At 40.1% G+C, this 21,940-nt stretch carries 21 protein-coding genes; 19 read left to right on the top strand and 2 right to left on the bottom strand.

Annotated features, from left to right (window positions below):
- Positions 1 to 49 precede the first annotated feature (49 nt).
- Both DFO73_RS22460 and fosM read left to right on the top strand, forming a co-directional pair.
- A complete protein-coding gene (locus DFO73_RS22460; protein ID WP_110066927.1) occupies positions 50 to 1,573 on the top strand; it encodes a DHA2 family efflux MFS transporter permease subunit in 1,524 nt (507 codons plus the stop codon).
- Between the two features lie 96 nt (positions 1,574 to 1,669).
- Positions 1,670 to 2,092, top strand: a complete 423-nt coding sequence (gene fosM, locus DFO73_RS22455) for a FosM family fosfomycin resistance protein (RefSeq protein WP_110066926.1) — start codon at positions 1,670 to 1,672, stop codon at positions 2,090 to 2,092.
- Positions 2,093 to 2,141: 49 nt separating this feature from the next.
- Here fosM and DFO73_RS22450 read toward each other — a convergent pair whose 3' ends face one another.
- Both DFO73_RS22450 and DFO73_RS22445 read right to left on the bottom strand, forming a co-directional pair.
- The gene (locus tag DFO73_RS22450; RefSeq protein WP_110066925.1) at positions 2,142 to 2,324 is read right to left on the bottom strand and encodes a hypothetical protein; all 183 of its coding nucleotides are present in this window, start codon (positions 2,322 to 2,324) and stop codon (positions 2,142 to 2,144) included.
- Between the two features lie 104 nt (positions 2,325 to 2,428).
- Positions 2,429 to 3,652, bottom strand: coding sequence for an MFS transporter (locus tag DFO73_RS22445; protein ID WP_110066924.1), 1,224 nt, complete (start codon positions 3,650 to 3,652; stop codon positions 2,429 to 2,431).
- A 178-nt stretch (positions 3,653 to 3,830) separates the two neighbouring features.
- On the opposite strand from DFO73_RS22445, the gene DFO73_RS22440 reads away from it, so the two are divergent.
- The 17 genes from DFO73_RS22440 (at position 3,831) to DFO73_RS22360 (ending at position 21,929) form a co-directional block, all read left to right on the top strand.
- Entirely contained in the window at positions 3,831 to 4,277 is a 447-nt protein-coding gene (locus DFO73_RS22440; protein ID WP_181396100.1) for a VOC family protein, read from the top strand.
- A 5-nt stretch (positions 4,278 to 4,282) separates the two neighbouring features.
- Positions 4,283 to 5,533 (top strand): acyl-CoA dehydrogenase family protein, encoded by a 1,251-nt coding sequence (locus tag DFO73_RS22435; RefSeq protein WP_219993447.1) that lies wholly within the window; start codon positions 4,283 to 4,285, stop codon positions 5,531 to 5,533.
- Positions 5,534 to 5,616: 83 nt separating this feature from the next.
- Entirely contained in the window at positions 5,617 to 6,351 is a 735-nt protein-coding gene (locus DFO73_RS22430; RefSeq protein WP_110066941.1) for an acetate--CoA ligase family protein, read from the top strand.
- Entirely contained in the window at positions 6,348 to 7,817 is a 1,470-nt protein-coding gene (locus DFO73_RS22425) for an acetate--CoA ligase family protein (RefSeq protein WP_110066922.1), read from the top strand. Before DFO73_RS22430 ends, DFO73_RS22425 begins: the two co-directional genes overlap by 4 nt.
- Before the next feature lie 12 nt (positions 7,818 to 7,829).
- On the top strand, positions 7,830 to 9,227 hold the full coding sequence (locus DFO73_RS22420; protein WP_110066921.1) for a hypothetical protein: 1,398 nt from the start codon (positions 7,830 to 7,832) through the stop codon (positions 9,225 to 9,227).
- 239 nt (positions 9,228 to 9,466) lie between these two features.
- Positions 9,467 to 10,492: a TAXI family TRAP transporter solute-binding subunit gene (locus DFO73_RS22415; RefSeq protein ID WP_110066920.1), complete on the top strand. Its 1,026-nt coding sequence runs from the start codon at positions 9,467 to 9,469 to the stop codon at positions 10,490 to 10,492.
- 85 nt (positions 10,493 to 10,577) lie between these two features.
- Entirely contained in the window at positions 10,578 to 11,348 is a 771-nt protein-coding gene (locus tag DFO73_RS22410) for an RraA family protein (protein ID WP_110066919.1), read from the top strand.
- A gap of 13 nt (positions 11,349 to 11,361) precedes the next feature.
- Positions 11,362 to 11,886, top strand: a complete 525-nt coding sequence (locus DFO73_RS22405; protein WP_110066918.1) for a thiamine pyrophosphate-binding protein — start codon at positions 11,362 to 11,364, stop codon at positions 11,884 to 11,886.
- Positions 11,883 to 12,449 (top strand): thiamine pyrophosphate-dependent enzyme, encoded by a 567-nt coding sequence (locus DFO73_RS22400; RefSeq protein WP_110066917.1) that lies wholly within the window; start codon positions 11,883 to 11,885, stop codon positions 12,447 to 12,449. The genes DFO73_RS22405 and DFO73_RS22400 overlap by 4 nt, the downstream gene beginning before the upstream one ends.
- 148 nt (positions 12,450 to 12,597) lie before the next feature.
- Positions 12,598 to 13,548: a hydroxyacid dehydrogenase gene (locus DFO73_RS22395; protein WP_181396099.1), complete on the top strand. Its 951-nt coding sequence runs from the start codon at positions 12,598 to 12,600 to the stop codon at positions 13,546 to 13,548.
- Positions 13,549 to 13,572: 24 nt separating this feature from the next.
- Positions 13,573 to 15,138, top strand: coding sequence for an AMP-binding protein (locus DFO73_RS22390; protein ID WP_110066915.1), 1,566 nt, complete (start codon positions 13,573 to 13,575; stop codon positions 15,136 to 15,138).
- Between the two features lie 15 nt (positions 15,139 to 15,153).
- Entirely contained in the window at positions 15,154 to 15,960 is an 807-nt protein-coding gene (locus tag DFO73_RS22385) for an enoyl-CoA hydratase/isomerase family protein (RefSeq protein ID WP_110066914.1), read from the top strand.
- Positions 15,961 to 15,970: 10 nt separating this feature from the next.
- Positions 15,971 to 17,116, top strand: coding sequence for an acyl-CoA dehydrogenase family protein (locus DFO73_RS22380; protein WP_181396098.1), 1,146 nt, complete (start codon positions 15,971 to 15,973; stop codon positions 17,114 to 17,116).
- A 135-nt stretch (positions 17,117 to 17,251) separates the two neighbouring features.
- The gene (locus DFO73_RS22375; protein WP_110066912.1) at positions 17,252 to 17,653 is read left to right on the top strand and encodes a PaaI family thioesterase; all 402 of its coding nucleotides are present in this window, start codon (positions 17,252 to 17,254) and stop codon (positions 17,651 to 17,653) included.
- A gap of 31 nt (positions 17,654 to 17,684) precedes the next feature.
- A complete protein-coding gene (locus tag DFO73_RS22370) occupies positions 17,685 to 19,667 on the top strand; it encodes a TRAP transporter permease (protein WP_110066911.1) in 1,983 nt (660 codons plus the stop codon).
- 69 nt (positions 19,668 to 19,736) lie between these two features.
- Entirely contained in the window at positions 19,737 to 20,486 is a 750-nt protein-coding gene (locus DFO73_RS22365) for an SDR family NAD(P)-dependent oxidoreductase (protein WP_110066910.1), read from the top strand.
- 255 nt (positions 20,487 to 20,741) lie between these two features.
- Positions 20,742 to 21,929: a CaiB/BaiF CoA transferase family protein gene (locus tag DFO73_RS22360; RefSeq protein WP_110066909.1), complete on the top strand. Its 1,188-nt coding sequence runs from the start codon at positions 20,742 to 20,744 to the stop codon at positions 21,927 to 21,929.
- The last annotated feature ends 11 nt before the right edge of the window (positions 21,930 to 21,940 follow it).

Below are 21,940 nucleotides of genomic sequence, written 5' to 3'. Positions count from 1 at the left end.
GTGTAACGTGAGTATAAAAGAATGAACTGAGTGTACAGGAGGAAAAACAATGGATCAAACAATAAATAATAAAACAGATCGTCCCCCTTATGGGATACTGGCTGTTTTAATGATAGGGGCTTTTATTGCCTTTCTAAATAATACATTACTAAATATCGCTTTGCCTTCGATAATGGCAGATTTAAAAATAGAAGCGGCAACTGTGCAGTGGCTGACCACAGGATTTATGCTTGTTAATGGTATTTTAATTCCTGCTACAGCTTTTTTAATTGAAAAATATACCGTCCGCAGATTATTCATTGTTGCGATGGGCCTTTTTACAGCTGGAACAATTATTGCTGGAGTTGCTCACTTATTTCCGATACTGCTAACGGGGAGAATGCTGCAAGCTTCCGGTTCAGCCATCATGATGCCTCTTTTGATGAATGTTATGCTGATCAGCTTTCCGGTAGAAAAACGCGGTGCAGCAATGGGTGTATTTGGCCTGATTTTAATGTTTGCTCCCGCTATTGGTCCAACTCTTTCAGGCTGGATTATTGAACATTATGACTGGAGAATGCTTTTCCATTTCCTTTCGCCAATAGCAGGAGCTATTTTGCTGCTGGGGGCTGCTTTGTTAAAAGATAAAAAGGATAAAGTAAATATCCGGTTGGATATCTTTTCTCTCCTCCTTTCAAGTATTGGTTTCGGGGGGATTCTTTATGGATTCAGCTCTGCCGGCAACAAAGGATGGGATAGTCCCCATGTATACCTGACCATTATGATTGGTGTAATTTCTTTAGTATGGTTTATATTGAAGCAATCTAAAACCGACCGCCCCATGCTGAACTTTGACGTATACAAATATCCAATGTTCGCACTGTCTTCAGCCATTGCCATGACTGTAAATATGGCCCTGTTTTCCGGTATGATTCTTATTCCGATTTATGTTCAAACCATCCGTGGTATTTCCCCATTGGATGCAGGATTGATGATGCTCCCTGGAGCACTTGTCATGGCGGTAATGTCTCCTATAACAGGCAGACTTTTTGATAAGATTGGCGGCCGTATTTTAGCTGTTATCGGTTTAACGATCACTGTGGCAACCACATATGTTTTCAGCAGGTTGACTTTGGAAACGACTTATACGCAATTAATTATTCTAAATTCGATAAGAATGCTTGGCATGTCAATGGTCATGATGCCTGTATCAACAAATGGCTTAAACCAATTGCCAAGACATTTATATCCTCATGGTACAGCCATGAACAATACGTTAAATCAAGTTGCGGGTGCCATTGGAACTGCTCTATTAGTGACAGTAATGTCAACAAGAACGGAAACACATGCTGCCGAAATAGCAAAAGAAGGCGCGATGGCTAATGGAGGCGGTCAGCTGACTGAAGCTGCTATGTCTGAAATGCAGCAGCAAGTACTAATGAAAGCTATGCTCGAAGGAATTAATGATGCTTTCTTTGTAGCGACCTTTATAGCTGCAGTTGCTCTGGTTTTAGCATTCTTCATTAAACGCGCCAAACCTGCAGAAGAAGAAGTAAAGCAGGAAAAGATGGTGCAGAAGCTGGCACGGAATTAAACGGGTTCTATTGTGTTTGTATTATTATTGATTATCCTTTCCATTTTGCTTTTAAAAGCTTCAAAGACAAGGGATATAGGATAGGAGGTTGATTATGTGACAGTCAAAGGCTTGAACCATTTCCTATTTTCAGTTTCAGATTTGGAAAAGTCGATTCCATTTTATCAGAATGTGTTTGATGCCAAGCTATTGGTTAAAGGGAGGACTACTGCTTATTTCGATTTAAATGGCATGTGGCTTGCATTGAATGAGGAACGTGATGTACCTCGGAATGAAATTGAAAAATCTTACACTCATATAGCTTTTACCATTGACGAGTCTAAGTTTGAAGAAATTTACGAAAAGCTTCGGAAGCTTCATGTTAACATTTTGCCAGGCCGGCATAGAGATGAGAAGGATAAGAAATCAATCTATTTCACAGATCCGGATGGACACAAATTTGAATTCCATACGGGAACACTTCAGGACAGATTGGAATACTATCGATCTGAAAAGGAACATATGGAATTTTGGGATTGAGAAACAAAAAAAGCCTTCAATTGCAAGTTAGCAATTGAAGGCTTTTTTCTCATCTATTTTTTCCTGTTAATTTGATTGATTGATGTCCGCTATGAGGGTGTGGGGAATATAAAATATGATCAAGATACAGAGCTTCCAGTTTTCTGTCGCTTAAGCTAAACAAACTATGCTGGTGCTGGAACTTGGATAATGAAAGAAGCTTTTTGATGAGCGTTTCTCTGTTGAATGGCATTTTTTACTCCCCCTTATGAGTGAGACTGTCCAAAAGTTTTATTAAAATCATTATAATTCCTATTTATCCGATTAGTCAAGTAGGGATTATGTGGTTTGTTACTATTATCCAGCAAATTTTTTCGTTTTGACTGATGCTGAACGCTGATCTTTATAGATTAGTATGGTTGATAATATTAAACAAATGGATAAGATGACCCAGGATATGCTGAAGCTTGAAAATAAATCTTTCGTCCAGCCAAAAAAGAGTGGAAAGAGAAAAATGCCCAGATAGGTAAAGGTTAAGCTGACTCCACTTGAAACAGCAGCTGTTTTTTCTCCTCCATACTCTATAATTGCGGCCTGGAAGATGCCATTCCATCCGCTAATAGTAAATCCAAGTATGATCGTAATAGCTGCCATCAGTAAATAGGGCATAGAAAAGAAGGGACTCAAAGATAATAGCACCAAAAATATGGAGGAAAGAATCCCTATCAATGAAAGAACCTTCCGTTTATCTCCTGAATGGTCACTTGCTGCTCCCCATATGACCCTTCCAATTGCTCCCGATGCCTGGGAAAGGGCCAACAGAAAACTTGAAGCGGCGATCGAATAGTTTAGATCCAAATTTAGATATAAAACCAGGTACATAAAATAAGAAAATTGAGCACCGACAAAGAAGAAAGACAAAATGCTTAAACGGACAAGCTTTGAATTCTGGAAAAAGATCTTAATATTTTTTAGGTGATTTAGGTTAGGGTTGGGAGCTGGCGGTGAGGCATAGCTCTTAAGCATAAAATAGAAATAAAGCGAAAAGCATACCACCATGGCACCTCCCATAAAAAGTGAAGTCCTCCAATCGAAGATAAAGGCAAGCTTAGGAAGCAATAACGCTGTAAATACTCCCCCTAATGTTACCCCCATTTGTTTTACGCTCATGGCAAAACCCCGAACTTCGACTGAAAAATCCTGTGTGATCAATAAATTAATGGCAGGGTTAATTAAACTGTATCCCATTCCCGATAACGCCAGCAGCAAAAGCATTGCCCATACCGAGTCGAAAAAGCTGCTTGCCATAATAAAAGAACCAATAACAATGAGTGATATAAAAATCGATTTATGTATGCCAAGGGAGTTGATAATTTTGCCCGTGAAAAAGGAGAAGACAATACAGCCCAAATAAAATGATGACATCATAAGGCCCATCATGAAAGCGGAAAGTTCCAGCTCTTTTACAATAAAAGTTGACAAAGGGGGTAAGGCAAGAACCCCAAATGCTGCTATTGTTTGAGCTAATAGCGGATTAAACAGTTTCAGTCTTGGATATGCAGAAACCTTTCTTCTGACCACCTAGATCAATCCTTTCCTATAGAAAAAAACTAAATGATAAACCAGGATCCAAAAAGTTTTAGAAAATATCTATATAATATTGAATTATATTTATATATATAATAATATAAAAACAAAGTTAATTTCAAACATTCAAAAAATTCTCAATTAATAACCTTAGTCCGAGGAAGTGCTTAATGTGGCAAGCAGTATTGATCATATTGTAATCGCGGTGAAAGATTTAGAAAAAAGCAAGCAGGTTTTTTCTGCTGTTTTAAAAGGGGAGTTTCTAAAAGAAACGGTCTTGCCGGAACAAAATGCCCGGGCTGCTTACTTCTTGGTCGGGGATATTGTAATAGGCCTTGAGGCTCCATTAAGTGAAAAAGGAGACATTCATAACTTTTTAGAAAGAAGGGGTGAAGGCTTACATCATATAGCTTTTAATATTGATGGAATTGACGATTTACATAGCCGTTTACTGGATAGTGAAGTTAAAGTTGCCGGATTCAAAGAATGCCATGGTTTAAGGAAGGAATTATTTACTCATCCCAAGAGTTCATTTGGATTGCTTCTGCAGCTAATGGAATGGGAACAGCCGTTTAAAGAGTCATTGGAGAAGAGGATTGAGACTTTAGGAAATGAATAAACCATATGGAAAGGTCTGATTGGATGAACTTTGAATTGAGCAGTGAAAATATTCAGGTGAAGAACATGGCAAGAGCCATTGCTGAAAAGGAAATTCTGGCGAATGTAAAATACTTTGAACAAGAAAGAAAATTTCCTAAGGAAATTTTGCAGAAGATGGGGGCAGCCGGAATATTTGGGGCATGTTTCCCGGAAAAGTATGGCGGCTCGGAGATGGGATTTCTGAACCTGGCAATCATAGCAGAGGAAATTTCTAAAGCCCATCCTTCTTTTGGATACGCTTTCAATATGCAGGCTATGACTTGCCCTTTTACGATATTAAATTGGGGAACAGAGGAACAAATCAAAAAATATGTACCCGACTTGATTAAAGCGAATCTGATCGGCATGTTTGCCCTAACAGAATCAGGAGGAGGGTCAGATCCAGCCGGATCCATGAAAACATATGCACGTTTGGAAGGCGATGAATATGTCATCAACGGTTCAAAAACATGGATTACGTTTGCAAACGAAGCAGATGTCGGAGTCCTTTTTGCTAAAACTGACTTAAAGGCAGGCCATAAAGGAATTTCAGCATTTATCGTCGAAGCAAACCGCCCTGGCTTTACTGCAAAACCGATTGAAATCAGCTCTTTAGGCTTTATGATGAGAAGCTGTGAAGTATTTTTGGAAGATTACCGAATACCGAAAGAAAATCTTCTAGGAAAAGAGGGAGAAGGATTTAAGATAGCGATGAACGCACTTGACTACGGGAGGCTAACGGTTTCATCCCGCCTTGTCGGAATTGCCCAAGGGTGTGTAGACGAATCGATAAAATACTGTAATGAAAGAATAGTAGGCGGAAACCCGATTGGTGAATACCAGATGATTAAGCATCTGATTGCAGACATGGTTGTTGAAACAGATGCAGCAAGACTTCAAACTTATAGAAGTGCTTACCTGAAGGACAAAGGGGAAACGGCTACAAGGGAAAGCTCCTACGCAAAATATTTTGCTTCAGAAGTTGCTGCAAAGGTTTCCAGGAATGCTCTTGAAATCTTTGGAGGCAATGGCATATCAGATGAATATCCGATTATGAAATACGTCAACTATGCCAATATGCTTCATTTCGGAGAAGGCTCTGCCAATATCCAGCGAATTTTAATTGCTAATGATGCTTTAGGAATTAAAAATGCAAACAGGCACCATATTGAAAGAAGGTTTGCTTTAAGCAGTGATATTAGGGAGGGTAAAAAAGCAGAATCTATAAGCGGTTAAATCGCTCTTAAATAAAGACTGTGTTAAAGCTTATTGTTGATATGATTCTTGAAATGGTTATAACGATTAGAAAGGATTTCTCAATGATCAAAACAGCTATACAGCAAATCATTAATTTATCGAAGGAAGAAAACAGGACAGTCTTGACGGAAATAGAATCAAAACAAATTTTGCAGCATATTGGAATTCCAGTTCCAGATTTTCGGTTAGCCACATCTGCCGATGAAGCAGCAGAACTTGCACAATTTATTGGCTTTCCCTTGGCTATGAAAATAGTTTCGCCTCAAATCGTCCACAAGTCAGACGCTAAAGGCGTTATGCTGAATATTAAGAATGAGCCGGAGCTTAGAAGTGCTTTTGAAGAGATTCTCCGGAATGCAAAAAGGTACAATCCAAATGCAGAAATTACAGGGATATCCATCCAGGAAATGATAAAAGGCGATAAAGAAGTAATTGTGGGCATGAACCGGGATCCTGTATTCGGGCCAGTGTTATTGTTCGGTGCTGGAGGCATATTTGTTGAGGTGCTAAAAGATGTGTCATTAAAAGTCCTGCCCATAGCAAATAGGGACATCGATAACATGCTTACAGAGATACAGGCAAGCAAAATACTTACAGGATATAGAGGTTCCCCGCCAGCCGATTTATCGAGCTTAAAGGAAATCATCCAAAAAATAGCCAAAATATCGCTATATTTCCCTGAAATTTCTGAATTTGAATTAAATCCCATTATTGTTTATGAACAAGGGGGAGGGGCCGTTGCGTTGGATGCCCGCATTATTCTTGACTATGGAAGATCGGGGGTGGCAGCAAGTTGAGTAAATACGATGCTATTGAAAAATTGCTTAATCCTTCATCCATTGCTGTAGTCGGGGCATCACATAATGTTCAAAAGCATGGCGGAAGATTGATTGAGAACTTGCTAAAACATCAGTACAAGGGTGAGATTTTCCCTGTAAACCCAAGGGGAGGAGAAATCCAGGGATTAACATGCTATAAATCCATTTTAGATATTCCCATAACACCGGATCTTGCCTGCCTGTTAATTGCTCCAGGCCTCCTGATGGAAGCACTAAGGGAATGTGCGTCAAAAAAAATTAAGATGGTCTTGATCCATGCTTCTGGGTTTGCAGAAACTGGCAATGAGGGGGGAATGCTTCAGCAGGAAATTGTTGATTTTGCCAAGGAGCATAATATACGGATATGCGGCCCAAATACGATTGGCATTGCTAACGTAAATCAAAAGGTGTTTGCCAGCTTTAGCATGTCCATGACGAGTAAAGAAATCCCTATGGGAGGAAAAATATCCTATATAACCCAAAGTGGTGCAATTGGCGGTGCCATGCTAAGCCAGGGGTGGGAAAAGAAAATAAGCATAAATAAATGGATTAGTTCTGGGAATGAAGCCGATTTAAATGCTTCAGATTATCTCGAATATGCCGTTGATGATCCTTCAACCGGAACGATTTGCATATTCCTTGAAGGATTGGCAGATGGAGAGAGCTTTAAAGCTGCATTGGCCAAAGCGGCCAACAATAAAAAGCCTGTCATTATTTATAAAAATGGCAGAAGTGAAATTGGGCAAAAATCAGTAAAATCCCATACAGGTGTACTGGCGGGAAATCATGAGGTGTACAAGGCAGTGTTTAAACAATTCGGAGCGGTTAATGCTGAAGACCTTGACGATTTATTAGATTACGCTATTGCATTTGATTCTCCCAATAAGCTGAAAAGCAGCCGGATAGGCATTATATCAACTTCGGGGGGAGCCTGCACGATTGTTGCTGATCAGTGTGCTAAGTACGGTTTACATGTTCCTGCCATATCGCAAAAAAGCATTAAAAAGCTGGCAGATATCTCGCCGGAATTTTCAACTCCGCAGAATCCTTTTGACACAACCGCACAAATATTAAATGATCCAGATTCATTTAAAAAGAGTTTGGAAGTTTTTATAGAAGATGAGAATATTGATGCTTTAGTGCTCATGCTGACAACAATTGGAGGGACAATCGCATCTAAAGTATCAGAGGATATCATAGAACTCTCAAAAAAGACTGAGAAACCCATGTATGTTGCCTGGACGATTGCCGAGTCGCTTGCAAGGGATGGAATGAGTAAACTCCGCAAAGCTAAAATACCTTTATACCCTAGTGCCGAGAGAGCTGTAAAGTCTTTGGCTGCCGTTCGGCAGCATATGGCTTTTTTGCAGGAATGGGAAGAAAAGAAGGAGGAATACGGAAGCTTTTTATTTGCCATCCAGAAAGAAGAAATTTCAAATAGTTAAGGTCGTGAAGTTATGCAGCACTTAATGCCGGTTTTAATATTAACAAGAGGTGTTACTTTATTAACATTGGCATTGTCCTATATGCTTTATTCTTTTTTCTCGCTGCCTTTGGATCTTTTTCTAGTATCTTTGGTGGTTCTCGCATTTTTAATTTCTTTGCCCTGGATGGCTAACTTCCCCAAGGTAATGAGCGGTGCGCTTCTTATCTTTGGCAATATGATTTTCTTTATCTATGATGGAAGCAGCGAATACTGGGTAGACTCCATTCTTAACAATGTAGCCCTGATTTCTTTGTTTATAACCGTGCCACTGTTATCCTATCCACTAAAAAATGGCGGTTACATCGAATATATGGATTATTTTGTGGTGACCTTTCTAAAGAAAGATATGAAAAAAATTGCCTTTGTAACAGCGATAACTTGTATTGTCAGTTCATTTTTAAATTTGGGATCGTTAAGAGTCATGTATGATTTATTCTCGGTGCGATTCCGGCATTTGAATAAAGTATTTGTAAGAAGCCTTGTTCAAGGATTTTCCCTTGCAGCCTTTTGGTCTCCATATTTTGCGGGTGTAGCCATCATTTTGCATCTTGTCGGGGTGAGCTTTGTATCATTTTTTGGATATGGGCTTGTTATGGTCATCATTTGCTACCTGACATCTGTGGCTATCAATTTAAGATACCTATCCAAAGAAGTAACAACAAATACAGCTCCCTATGTAGCAGCCAGTATTGATAAAGATGTGAGCAAGGAGAAACCAAAAAAGGTAGAGCATAAAAGAGGAATTGAATTAATAATTGCTTTCATAGGGCTATTCATGGCGTTATTCTTTCTGGAAAAATGGCTGCATCATTTTAATGTGCTGCTGCTAATTTCCATACTTGCCATTTCCTATTCCATCCTCTGGTCTTTGGCAATCAATAAAATTAAGGAGTTTGCATACTCCTTAAAAGATTACTTTACAGAAGTGGCTCCAAATGTCCATACAGAATCGATCATGATTATTTCAGCAACATTTTTTTCCCAGATGGTTTTACTTACAGAATTTCCTGCATACTTATCATCCTTATTCTCAAGCATAAGCGAGATTTCTCTCATCCTAACGATTATAACCATCATTTTTACTTGTGTTATATCTTCTTTTTTCATACACCAAGTGCTTCCCATCTCAATTTTTGCAACAACTCTATCTCCTGATGTCATTGGACTAAAGCCTGAACTATATGTCTTGATCTTGGTTATAAGCTGGGGCATCACACCGCTTTTATCCCCAGTTTCAGCAGCAAACTTGCTTGCATCTGCATTGTTTAAGACAAAACCGTTTGAAATAGGGATTTGGAATATAAAATATGCCTTTTCAATCATACTAGTATCATCCATTTCCATCTATCTAATAAATATGTTTTTTTAAAAAACACTTTTAAATTTGCTGTTAATTTTCCGCACTACTCGGTTGCCGGGGGTGTTCTAAAGCTCCTCTGCGGAATACGTGCCTGTCAGAGTGCCAATTAACAGTTTCCTTTTTTAATAGTATTGAAAGCGGTACCAACACTTTATTTTTTTAGGGAGGTGATTATTTAAAGTAATAATCGTACTATTTTTTTAATAATGAACATGACACCAAACTAATAAACGAGGGGAGAAAGAGAGATGAAAAAACTTTTAACCATTTTTATGATTGCATTAATGGCATTTGCTTTAATCGGCTGCAGCTCCAACAGTACGAGCGGTGGAGGAAATTCGGATGCCGGTTCTTCCGGTTCAGATTCAGGGTCATCCGGCAAACCGGATAACTATTCAATCATGTTTGCAACAGGAACAACTACTGGAACTTATTATCCATTGGGAGCTATTTTCTCTGATTACTGGAATAAAAAACTGGATTATGTTCAAGCTTCCTCTCAAGCCACAAATGGAAGTGTTCAGAACCTGATTTTTATTAAACAGGGGGAGGCTCAAGTAGCTCTTACACCAACAGGGACTCTTTATGAAGGGTATAATGGCGAGGCCTCATTTGATGGAAATAAAGTTGAAAATGTACGCATTTTGGCTGGTTTATATCCAAACGTCAATCATCTAGTGGCAAGAAAAGGAGCCGGTATCGAATCAATCGCTGACGTGGCAGGGAAAAAGATTGTTCCAGGTGCGACTGGAAGTGCAACCGAAATTGAAACCCAGCGTGCAATGGAAGCTTATGACGTCGATTATGAAGGACTTGGCAAAGATTTTGTTGGATTTACAGAAGCAACCGACTTGATGAGAAATAAGCAAACAGATGTTGCAATGGTCATGGCTGGAGTTCCTACATCCGCTGTAACTGAAATGCTGTCAACTGCAAATGGTATGCTGCTTCCATACACTCCAGAAGCTGTTGACTATCTTAAAGAGAAATACCCTTGGACGATGGAATATACAATCGAAGCTAACAGTTATGAAAATCAGCCTGAAGATGTTTTATCAGTTGCCCAAAATAACTTCCTTGTAGGTTCAGCAGATATGCCGGACGAAGTAGCCTATGATCTGGTTAAGACCTTATGGGAAGGCCTTGAAGAATTAAAAGGATCTCATGCTGTAATCGAACAATTTGATATTGAGAAAGCGCTTGAAGGAACATCGGGTATTCCTATCCATCCTGGTGCTGAAAAGTACTATAAAGAAAAGGGCATTCTTAAGTAATTAAGAATGAACACTAATATAACTCTATCGATCGCAGTCAAAGTCGATAGAGTTATATTGTTACTAAGCTAAAGGAGGCAAGTAAATGGAGACGGAGGAATTGGAAAAATATAAAAATAGATTAATGGGGTTAATCCCGCCTGAAAGAATTGTAAAAGTGGAATTTACGAGGCCGTCCCGGGAAATTATAGAAGCTTTCATGGAAATGGATGGGCTTACACCTACAGTTTCAGATGTCCTGGATTCCATGGGCATCAAAGGGGCAATTTCAGCAAGCAGGCTGCGCCCCATCATTACAGGCAAAAAGATAGTCGGTCCGGCTGTAACGATCCGCTATATACCTGAAAGCAACACTCCTGACCATGGGTATTACAATATGGAGCGGGCAAAGCTGGCAGACAGAGACGTTTATGCGATTGCAGAAAAAGGAGATGTAGCAGTATTTGACGCCGCTGCCTTGGGTGATATATCTGTAATGGGAGGTCTCTCCACTCTTGTTGCCAAGCAATGGGGAATGGCAGGCAATATCGTTGATGGCGGTGTAAGGGATGTGGATACCGTCCGCAAATTGGATTATCCAGTCTGGAGTACTGGCCAAACGCCAATTACAGGCAAATACCGTGTGGAGGCAATGGAAATCAATGGCCCCATTTCAATAGCAGGTGTCAGGGTGAATCCGGGTGATTTGATTATTGCTGACGACAGCGGGGTTGTGGTAGTCCCAGGTTCAAAAGCAGAAGAAGTGCTGGAGAAGACAATTCATGCGACAAAAAGAGAAGAGGCAGTTGTGAGACTTTTTGAAAGCGGCGCGTCCATTGAAGAGATAAGCAGTATCCTGCCGCCAAGCAAATGGTAAAGGGGGAATAAACATGCCTGCATTTCAGGATTTAGCATGTGAAGAAATCATTAAGGGCATTGAAGAAACAGAGGCGGATTACTTGCTGACTTTGCCTTGCAGCACGATCGGAAAGGTTATAGAACATTTCGAGAACTCTGATAAAATAACTTCCTTCCCAATCAGCCGGGAAGAGGATGGAGTAGGCATTGCTTCAGGGATCAGCTTGGGCGGACAATTTCCAATTATGCTTATCCAGGATACTGGAATCGGAAATTCAATCCTGGCCATCACAACGTTTGCACAGGCCTATCATGTTCCCATGCTTATTTTAGTAACCCGCAGAGGCGGTTTCGGTGAAATTAATTCGGCAGTTAACTTGTTTTCAGAACCTCTGCCGGACATTTTGGATGCTGCCAGGGTGAAAACATTTAAGCTTGATTATCGTGTTCCCTTGAAGGAATGGAGTACAGCCATAAAGCAAGGGGCTAAGTATGCCAAGGATACACATCGCCCTATTATTGTTATGTTCAATATTAAAGGGGGGGCAGAGCAATGATGTCAAGAATCGATGCGCTAAAAATTCTTTATAAATATACAGAGAATATACCTGTCATTTCTTCTTGCGGGAATACCTCAAGAGAATGGGCTAGCCTTGGAAGACGGGATAATCATTTATATATGGTTGATACGATGGGATTGACTCCATCCGTTGCAATCGGTGTCAGCCTAACATTGGAAAAGAAAGGATTTAAAAAGTGCATTGGCATAGAAGGGGATGGGGGGGTACTAATGAATCCCAATTCTCTGGCATCATCAAGCTATTTGAACCCGCATAAATGGATGCTGATTGTTTTTGATAATGAATGTTTTGCATCGACAGGTGGCCAATGTTCCTTGGCCAGCCGCATTGATATAGCCAAAGTTGCAGAAGGATTTAATTTAAAAACGATTCAGGCAGATAATGCTGAGGACTTTGAAAGGGCAGTTCAGAAGTCGATCGAAGAGGACGGCCCAATTGTTTTACATGCAAAGATCAATCAGGAAAATCAAAAGAATCCTTTTTTAAATGATGACCCCGCTGTACTGGCATATAAGTTTTCGAGTTTCTTAAATAAATAGAAAAAAACTGTATAGGGAAAGATTCTTTCTCTATACAGTCTTAACAGATGTATCTTAACTATAAAGCCGCAGGCGCCAAATGTAAAATAGAAATCCGGAATAATTTTTCAGAAAAATTCGAAAATCATAATACATGAGGGGGAGAAGTATGAAAGCTTTAGTCATAGACCATATTCACGAAGAGGGTATTACCCTTTTAAAACAATATTGTGAAGTAGACGTTAATTATGGTCTATCACCTGAAGAGCTGGCTGCAATTGTTGGGAATTATGATATTTTGCTAGGGCGCGCTACACATTTAACGGGCAAAATTGAAAAACCCTTATTGGAGAACAGCGGCAAATTAAAAGTTATTGGAATCGCATCTGTTGGCCTGGATCAGTTTGATCAGGACTACATAGCCTCTAAAGGAATCAAATTAATCAATCTTCCTGGCGTCAATTCGGTATCTGTGGCCGAACATACTGTTTCCCTTCTCTTGTGTGGCATGAGGCATATCCTCCTTGCTTATCAGCAAATGAAGGAATCCATCTGGAATAAACATGGATTCACTTCTGCGCTGGAACTAAACGGAAAAACCGTTGGCATTATCGGATTTGGAAATATTGGCAAGTGTGTTGGCTCCATTTTGAAAAAAGGGTTTAATATGAATGTGCTTGCATTCGACCCATACATTGATGAGGAGGAAGCCAAAGCAAACGGTGCAAGATTGGTGTCTTTTGAGGAGCTATTAACACAATCAGATGTCGTTACCATTCATGCCCCGCTGACAGATGAAACATATCATTTGATTGAAGAAGAAGAAATTAAAAAGATGAAAAAGGGTGCCATTTTGCTAAATGCCGGAAGAGGCGGGATCATCAATGAAGATGCACTATATAAATATTTAAAGAATCAGCATCTGCGCTTCGCAGGACTTGACGTTCAGGAAACTGAACCGTGCTGCCATTCTCCTTTATTTTCCCTTGATAACTTTATTGCAACCCCGCACATTGCCGGGTTAACATATGACGCTCTGAGCAGGGCGGGCAAAAGAGTTGTAACTGAATGCCTTGAATATCTAAATGTTGAAGTTGATGCCATTACTCCCGGCGCCTGAGGAAAAGATAGGAGGTCGGAGAACATGAATTTTAATGAATTGCTTTTGGCTGGAAATGAAAATTACCCCCAAAATATATTTTTAAAATTTGAGGAAGAATGCTATACCTATGCAGATATGTGGAAAATCACGAACAGGCTGGCAAATGGATTTTTAAAAAAAGGAATTAAGAAAGGTGATCATGTTTCCATTATTCTATCAAATCGGCCAGAGTTTATTTGGAGCTGGTTTGCTTTGTCAAAGATTGGTGCAATAGCTGTAACGCTTGATACGCGTTTAAAAGGAGCCTTATTGCACCATCAATTAAAAAATAGTGAAAGTATGGCAATCATAACTGAGGAAGAGTTTCTCCCTGCCATACTTGATATGGATATGAAAAATGATCCATGCATTGATCGTTTAATTATCATCTCTGATAAAGATGTTATAGGCATCGAAAAGGAGATGATTCAACTTAATACTCTATTAAATGAAAGTGAAGTTGATTCAGGTTTAATCGAATATACTCTTCAGCCTGGATGGCCTCTAACGATCGTCTATACTTCAGGAACAACCGGTCCCGCCAAGGGAGTCGTGAATCCCCACGAAACGTTTGTATTATCGGGCAGAGATATAGGAGATGCAGTCGGAATGGACCAAACTGACAATTTATATTTGTTTTTGCCCCTGTTTCATGCCAATCCCCAACTAATGGGCATACCCGCTTTGCTTCTAAATGGCGCGACGATTGTTTTAGGAAGAAAATTTTCAGCTTCTTCTTTTTGGGATACGGTTAACCATTATAATGTTACGCTTTTCACCTATGTTGGGACGGTATTAAGCATATTGGATAAAGTGACACCGCAACAGGTTCGCACCAGTTTGAGGACGGCTTATGGAGGCGGTGCTCCAGAGGACATTTGGAGAAGCCTTGAGAAGAAAACAAATGCTCGAATGATGGAAGGCTATGGGATGGCGGAGATTGGCGGTTTTGCTATTATGAATTCCCTGAAAGAATCAAAGATTGGGAGTATTGGAAAGCCGCGTGAACTCTATGAGATTCGCATTTTTGATGATCATGACTGTGAATTGCCTGCTGGGGAAGTGGGGGAAATTGTTGTACGCCCCAATGTTCCTTATTCAATGTTCACTTCCTATTTTAATATGGAGAAAAACACTATATCAGCAATGAGGAATTTATGGTTCCACACTGGTGATTTGGCTGAGAAAGATCCAAATGGATTCTTCTATTTCAAGGGGAGAAAGAAAAATATGATTCGCAGAAAAGGAGAAAACATTTCCGCCTATGACATTGAAAATATGGTACAGCAGCATCCAGGTATCCTGGAAAATGCAGTCGTGCCGATTCCTGATGAAATTGCCGGACAAGAGATTAAATTAAGTGTAGTCTGCAGAAAAGGATATGAGGTTTCCATTGAGGAATTATATAAGTGGCTGCTGGATAACCTGCCATCCCATATGGTTCCAAGGTACTTGGAAATCAGGGTATCCTTTGAGAAAACTTCATCAGAAAAAATTAAGCTGCAGGAGCTTATAGATGAAGGAATTAAACATGTATGGGACAGAGAAAGAAAAAAAATAAGCAGATAAAAAGGAGTTTTAAAAATGGAAAATAATCATATTGTTTTTGAAAACCTTACAAATGAAATAGCCGTGCTTAGATTAAATAGGCCGGATTTTTTAAACTCTTTCAGCCACGAAATGATTACGGACTGGTATAAATCACTCGTGGAATTTAAAGAGAATGATAATTTAAAGGTTCTTATTCTTACAGGTACAGGGAAGGCGTTCTCCGCAGGGGGAGATATTAAAGCATTATCAAATGGAGAGGGCTTTATAGGAGACCCTACAGAGGATTTATGGAGTGATGCCGTTAAGCGAAAAGCTTCTTTATGGGAAAACATTCAGAAAATCCCTCTATTATTAGAAGAAATTGATAAGCCGGTTATTGCATGCATGAATGGCGATGCTATTGGAGCGGGCTTGGATATGGCTCTAATGTGTGATCTTCGTTTTTGTGCAGACCATGCAAGAGTGGGAGAGGGGTACATCCATTTAGGGCTTGTACCGGGAGATGGCGGCGGATACTTCCTTCCTAAAATTGTGGGAGAGTCAAAAGCGCTGGAGCTATTGTGGACAGGAGAAAGACTAAATGCAGAAAAAGCTTTGGAGATCGGGCTGGTTGATTATGTTTATCACAAGGATGAAGTTTTTGAAAAGGCCCAGGAATTTGCAAAAGTCTTATGCTCAAAACCACAGAATGCTATAAGAATGATAAAAAGGCTTGTTAAAAACCATAACAAAGTCAGTCTGAGGAACCACCTGGATATGGTATCGTCGCATATGGCTGTTGTAACAGATACACATGAATATATGGCTTTACTGGAACAAATGAAATCTAAACGAAAGTAAGGTGCATAGCTTGATTTTGCAATTATCTGAAGAACAGCTTAAATTTCAGGAGGAAATTCGGGAGTTTACAAAAGAAAAAATAATACCCACAGCGGATGAAAGAGATCGCAAAGATCTATATCCAAAGGAAATCATAAAAGAAATGGCCGCACAGGGATATACAGCCTTAACTGTGCCTAAGAAATATAATGGTTTAAACCGTTCCAAGATCGATGCTTGTATCTTGATGGAAGAGGTAGCATACGGCTGTGCGGCTACAGCGATTTCCCTGATTACTATTTTTCAGGCTGAAACCATGCTCCTGCTTTTTGGGAATGAAAAAGTTAAAAGCCATTACCTTCCGCTTTTTAGGGAAGGACTAATCGCCTCCTATTCTTTAACAGAATCCAAAAGAGGATCGGATATCAGAAGTGTTGATACAAAAGCAGAAAAAAAGGGCGGGAGCTGGATTATAAATGGAAAAAAAACATTTATTACATCCGGCTCTGCGGCCGAATTTTTTATTTTGCTGGCCGAAACAAATAAAGGGGTTTCCATCTTTGCTATTGACCGTAGCCTTCCTGGCATTACGACAGAAATCGGTGACTATTCACAAACAATAGGCCTCCGAAATGGACCGCATGTGGATGCATATTTTGAAGATGTTGCTGTCCCGGATTACTGTCTTGTCGGGGAAGAAGGAAAAGGGGTTAAACAAGCGGTCATTACCCTTAATAACAGCAGGACTGCCGCCGCCGCTATAAGTGTAGGGATTGCCAGGGCAGCTTATGAACATAGCTTGGAGTGGGTATCATCCAGAAAAGCGTTTGATCAGTCTGTGATCGATTTTCAGGGCATTCAATGGATGTTTGCAGACATGCTTATGAATATAAATGCTTCCAGACTATTAACCTATCAGGCCGCTTTCTTACATGATATTGGAAAAGCTTCTATTTCTGAATCCAGCCAGGCAAAGCTTTTTGCCGGACAGATGGCAACAAAAGTATGCTCGGATGCCATACAGGTCTGCGGTGCTTATGGGACAACCGTTAATGCGCCTTTTGGCCGGTACTTACGGGATGCCAAGTCCTATGAGATTGCAGGAGGGAGCAACGAAATCTTAAGAAATACGATTGGCAAGGAAATAAAAAAGAATCTGCTAAAGTTATATTCGTAAAATTTTAAATTAATAAAATATATATAATTATTATAATTTTTAAATAATTATGGATTTTTTTATACTTTTTATTATAAAATTAAATAAAACAAGGATAATTATTGAAAATGAGAATATTAAAAGGTGGTTTCCTACATGTTAACGGAAAAATCGAAAACGCTCTCATCATCTCCAGTCTGGAATCATATTGGTCTAGAACTGCAATATGCTGATAGCGGCAAGTCTAAAGTCTCCATGCCTGTAAAAAAAGAATTTCTGCAGATTTTCGAAAAAGTCCATGGTGGGATATTGGCAACTCTTTTAGATGCTACGATGGCTTCAGCCATTAATTCTGTTTTGGAAGATCATGTATTTTCTGTGACAGCTGAAATGAAAATCCAGTACTTACGGCCAGCAACAGGCAGCATTCTAATCGGAAAAGGAGAGGTAATCCAGAATGGAAAAACTGTAACAATATGCAAAAGTGAAATTTATGATGAACAAGACAAGTTGGTGGCATTTGCAACAGGGACATTTGTAAATAAAGAAAAAACCTAGAATATTGCGAGTTAATAAGGAGGAATGGAAGTTGAGTCAATTGGCAAACCAAGTTCAAAATGAAGAAGAAATCCTAAAAAAATATGACAGCGATTTTAGGACAAGAGACTACGTCGGCCTAACTGCCAAAGTTGTGACAGGGATATTGATAATCTGGGCTCTTTTTCAGCTATACACTAGCAGTTTAGGAATATTGGAAGCTATTAAAATGCGTGCATGGCATCTTGGTTTTCTCTTAATCTTATCATTCCTAATATATCCAGCGACAAAAAAATCAGCAGCAAGCCGAACATTGCCGACAATTTGGGATATGATATGCATTTTGCTGACATTGATTTCAATCGGCTATTTGCTTTTAACCTATGACACTTTTGCAAGAGAAAGATTTGGCATACATGTTGAGATGGACTATTACATGGCTGCAATTGGGATTCTGGTTGTTTTTGAAGCAAGCCGAAGGGTTATCGGGAATGCACTCACAATTATATGTGCGATTTTTCTAATCTATAATTTCGTTGGTGCTTATATCCCAGGAGCACTAGGACACGTTGGGTTCAGCTTTGAACGGGTTACGGATATTATGTTCTGGGGCAGCCAGGGGTTATTTGGAATTGCGTTAGGGGTTTCTGCCACTTATATCTTCTTGTTTGTTTTATTTGGGGCTTTCTTGAAGAACAGCGGTTTTACTGATTTTATTAATGACATTGCTTTATCCATTGCCGGCTGGACTGCAGGCGGACCTGCCAAAGTTTCCGTTATCGGAAGCGGATTCATGGGGATGGTAAATGGCAGTGCGGTAGCCAATGTTGTTACAACAGGTGCTGTCACCATACCTTTAATGAAAAAAACAGGCTATAAATCTAAGTTTGCTGGTGCGGTTGAGGCTGTCGCGTCAACTGGCGGTCAATTTGCACCGCCTATTATGGGGGCAGCCGGGTTTATCATGGCTGAATTCCTGGGAGTTCCTTACAGAACGATCATGCTGGCCGCCATCATCCCTGCATTTCTTTATTACGTCACTGTATTTATGGTTGTCCATTTCGAAGCAAAAAGAATTGGACTGACTGGCATATCAAAGGAAAACATCCCAAATATGGTCATAGTGCTGAAAGACAGGGGCCACTTACTTTTGCCGCTTATCATATTAATCGGTTTGCTTAGTACAGGAGTTACTCCTTTATATGCAGCAGTATTTGCTTTAATTTCAACTGTATTGGCCAGCTGGCTAAGGAAATCAACAAGAATGAACTTTAAAATGATTGTTGATTCTCTAGTAGAAGGAAGCAAGGGAGCAATTGGAGTAGGAATTGCCTGTGCCATCGTCGGAGTCGTAGTGGGAACGATTTCTTTAACAAGTTTAGGCTTAACACTAGGAAATAACATTCTTGCCCTGGCTGGAGATAATTTGATTATTGCTGCAATCCTGACCATGTTAATTAGTATCGTTTTAGGGATGGGAATTCCAGCAACAGCGGCTTACATTATTGTTGCTACGATTGCAGCGCCTTTACTTGTAAAACTTGGGGTGCCTCCATTGGCGGCGCATATGTTTGCATTCTTCTACTCGGCACTTTCAAACATTACACCTCCTGTTGCGCTGGCTTCCTATGCTGCGGCAGGGCTTGCAGGGGCTCCTCCTAATAAAGTTGGAATAGAGGCAATGAGAATAGGGATTACCGGGTTTATCATCCCGTTCTTCTTCCTATTTAATCCAGTCTTATTATTTAATGGCGAAACTGTTACCGAAAGCCTAATTGCTATGGCAACTTCAACAATTGGGGTTGTTTGTTTGGCGGGGGGCTTGCAAGGCTGGTTTTTAACAAAAACAAATTTAATTCAAAGGCTGGCACTGTTTGTTACAGCTTTCTTAATGATAAAGCCTACTTTATTGACTGATATTATTGGGCTGTCGATCTTAGCAGCTATTATCATCTGGCAAAAAATTGCCTCCGTTAATATTGAAGACCAAAAGACAAATGATGTAAGCGAAACAACTAGCAACATTTCCGGTTGATGCAAAATACACTATGGCTGCAATCAAATTCCAGCCGTAGAATTCTGAATAGCAAAAAGGCGGGTAGCTATGAACACTGATAAAAAGCAAGTCGCTTTAATTACAGGCGGCAGTTCCGGAATCGGGCAGGCTTCAGCAAAAATCCTGGCTGGGAAAGGATATGCCATTGTGGCCGCCTATAATTCAAATGCTGAAGGCGCCGAAAAGACAAAGCAGTTGGTAGAGCAGGCCGGCAGTGAGTGTCTAATCGTTAAAGCTGATGTAACCATTAAGGAAGAGGTTCAGAGACTGGTAGAAGAAACTTTAAATGCCTTTGGCCAGATAGATATATTAGTAAATAATGCCGGAGCCGCTATAAAACGCAGTTCGTTTTTAGAAATTGATGAAGAGCTTTGGGAAAAGACATACGATGTCAACGTGAAAAGTGTATTTTTGGTATCACAGACAGTCTTAAAGCATATGGTTCCCCGAAAGTCAGGAAGAATTATTAATATTTCATCAGTAGCAGCAAGGCTTGGGGGACCTGGTGAAAGCATTCACTATGCATCAGCAAAAGGAGCAGTCAACACTCTCACTGTTGGTCTGTCTAAAGAATTTGCCCCCCACGGAATCTTAGTGAATGGAATTGCACCAGGATTTATCCTTACACCTTTTCAGGATAAATATTCAACGCAGGAGAGAATTGACCGTATTGTCCCTACAATCCCAATTGGCCGTGCAGGAACTTCTGAAGATATAGCCAAAGTAGTCGCATTTTTGGCTTCAGACTCAGCTGATTATATGATGGGTGAAATCATTACCGTAAGCGGTGGGAGATAGTTTGCCAATTTAGGCAGGTTAAAATAGGCTGTCTTTATAAAAAGGCATAGTTCTACCAAAATATTTTCTGGGTGCGGTATTAAACCAGGGATGCTTATTCAAAGTCCTGCGGGAGTGCGAGTCAAAGGAAGACCCCACAGGCAGCAGGGCGCCGGTGAGGCTTCCGGACCGCCCGCGAAACGCTTGAGCGCCTGAAGCGGAAAGTTACAGTCAAGATTAACAGACCTAACCTAAAAATACATAGGAGGAAAACACATGAAACAGCCATTAGAGGATATTAAAGTCCTGGACTTGTCACGCGTTTATGCCGGTCCAGGCGGATCAATGATTTTAGGGGATCTGGGAGCAGATGTGATTCGCATTGAATCACCTAATGGAACGGACAGCATGAGAGACTGGGTGCCATTTGTTGAGGGAGAAAGCACTTATTATATGTGTGCCAACCGAAACAAAAGATCCATTACACTCAACCTGAAAAATAAAACAGGCAAAGATTTATTATTAAAAATGGTAAAAGACGCTGACGTTGTTCTTGAAAATTTTAAAACTGGGACATTGGCAAAAATGGGCCTTGGATATGAAGAGCTTAAAAAAGTAAATCCTGCTATCATTTTATGCTCTGTAACAGGCTATGGGCAAACGGGTCCTTATAGCCATGAGCCTGGATTTGATCCGGTTATTCAGGCGATTGGCGGAATTATGGATGTTACCGGTTTCCCGGATGGGGAACCCACAAGAGTAGGGGTTCCTGTTGTTGACATTATGACTTCTCAATATGTTGCCATCAGCATTATTTCAGCCCTTAGATTGAGAGACCACACAGGAGAAGGGCAGCACATCGATATCTCACTTTTGGATGTTCAGCTAAGCTCCCTTGCAAACATCTCGAGCAGCTACTTAAATACAGGATCCATTTCTAAGAGAATCGGGAATAGTCATAGTTATATTGTTCCTTATCAGGTGTTCCAGTGCAAAGATAGACCATTGATGGTATGTGCTGGAAATGACCGGCTATATAAAAAGTTTTGCGATGTGCTTGGGCATGCCGAGTGGGCAGATGATGAAAAATACAAAACCAATAATAAAAGAATTGAAAACCGCCAGGAGCTGACTAGCCAAATACAGGAAGTCTTTTCTGGAAAGTCTGCTGATGAATGGTTCCAATTGCTATCAAATGCCGGTGTGCCAGCCGGACCTGTAAATAATATCGAACAGGTATTTGAACACCCTCAGGTAAAAGCCAGGGAAACAGTAGAAGAGGTTTCACATCCAACCCTTGGAACAATAAAACTTGTAAAGAGTCCCATAAGATTTTCTGGTCTGCAAATTCAAACCAAAAACCATCCCCCTTTATTAGGAGAGCATACAGATGAGTTCTTGGAGAAAGAGCTGGGATTTGACAAGGCGGAAATTGATAGATTGAGAGAAGAAGGGATTATCTAACTTTTTTATTA

Origin of the sequence: Cytobacillus oceanisediminis (genome assembly GCF_003182355.1) — a bacterium.
Taxonomy (GTDB): domain Bacteria; phylum Bacillota; class Bacilli; order Bacillales; family Cytobacillaceae; genus Cytobacillus; species Cytobacillus oceanisediminis_A.
Note: the sequence above shows the minus strand (reverse complement) of the source record. Positions and strands in the feature narration are given on the sequence as shown.

Coding starts and splice junctions, on each gene's coding strand:
- DFO73_RS22460 (WP_110066927.1), top strand. CDS start 50: ATGGATCAAACAATAAATAATAAAACAGATCGTCCCCCTTATGGGATA.
- DFO73_RS22450 (WP_110066925.1), bottom strand. CDS start 2,324: ATGCCATTCAACAGAGAAACGCTCATCAAAAAGCTTCTTTCATTATCC.
- DFO73_RS22435 (WP_219993447.1), top strand. CDS start 4,283: ATGGAAAGGTCTGATTGGATGAACTTTGAATTGAGCAGTGAAAATATT.
- DFO73_RS22430 (WP_110066941.1), top strand. CDS start 5,617: ATGATCAAAACAGCTATACAGCAAATCATTAATTTATCGAAGGAAGAA.
- DFO73_RS22420 (WP_110066921.1), top strand. CDS start 7,830: ATGCAGCACTTAATGCCGGTTTTAATATTAACAAGAGGTGTTACTTTA.
- DFO73_RS22415 (WP_110066920.1), top strand. CDS start 9,467: ATGAAAAAACTTTTAACCATTTTTATGATTGCATTAATGGCATTTGCT.
- DFO73_RS22410 (WP_110066919.1), top strand. CDS start 10,578: ATGGAGACGGAGGAATTGGAAAAATATAAAAATAGATTAATGGGGTTA.
- DFO73_RS22405 (WP_110066918.1), top strand. CDS start 11,362: ATGCCTGCATTTCAGGATTTAGCATGTGAAGAAATCATTAAGGGCATT.
- DFO73_RS22400 (WP_110066917.1), top strand. CDS start 11,883: ATGATGTCAAGAATCGATGCGCTAAAAATTCTTTATAAATATACAGAG.
- DFO73_RS22395 (WP_181396099.1), top strand. CDS start 12,598: ATGAAAGCTTTAGTCATAGACCATATTCACGAAGAGGGTATTACCCTT.
- DFO73_RS22390 (WP_110066915.1), top strand. CDS start 13,573: ATGAATTTTAATGAATTGCTTTTGGCTGGAAATGAAAATTACCCCCAA.
- DFO73_RS22385 (WP_110066914.1), top strand. CDS start 15,154: ATGGAAAATAATCATATTGTTTTTGAAAACCTTACAAATGAAATAGCC.
- DFO73_RS22375 (WP_110066912.1), top strand. CDS start 17,252: ATGTTAACGGAAAAATCGAAAACGCTCTCATCATCTCCAGTCTGGAAT.
- DFO73_RS22365 (WP_110066910.1), top strand. CDS start 19,737: ATGAACACTGATAAAAAGCAAGTCGCTTTAATTACAGGCGGCAGTTCC.
- DFO73_RS22360 (WP_110066909.1), top strand. CDS start 20,742: ATGAAACAGCCATTAGAGGATATTAAAGTCCTGGACTTGTCACGCGTT.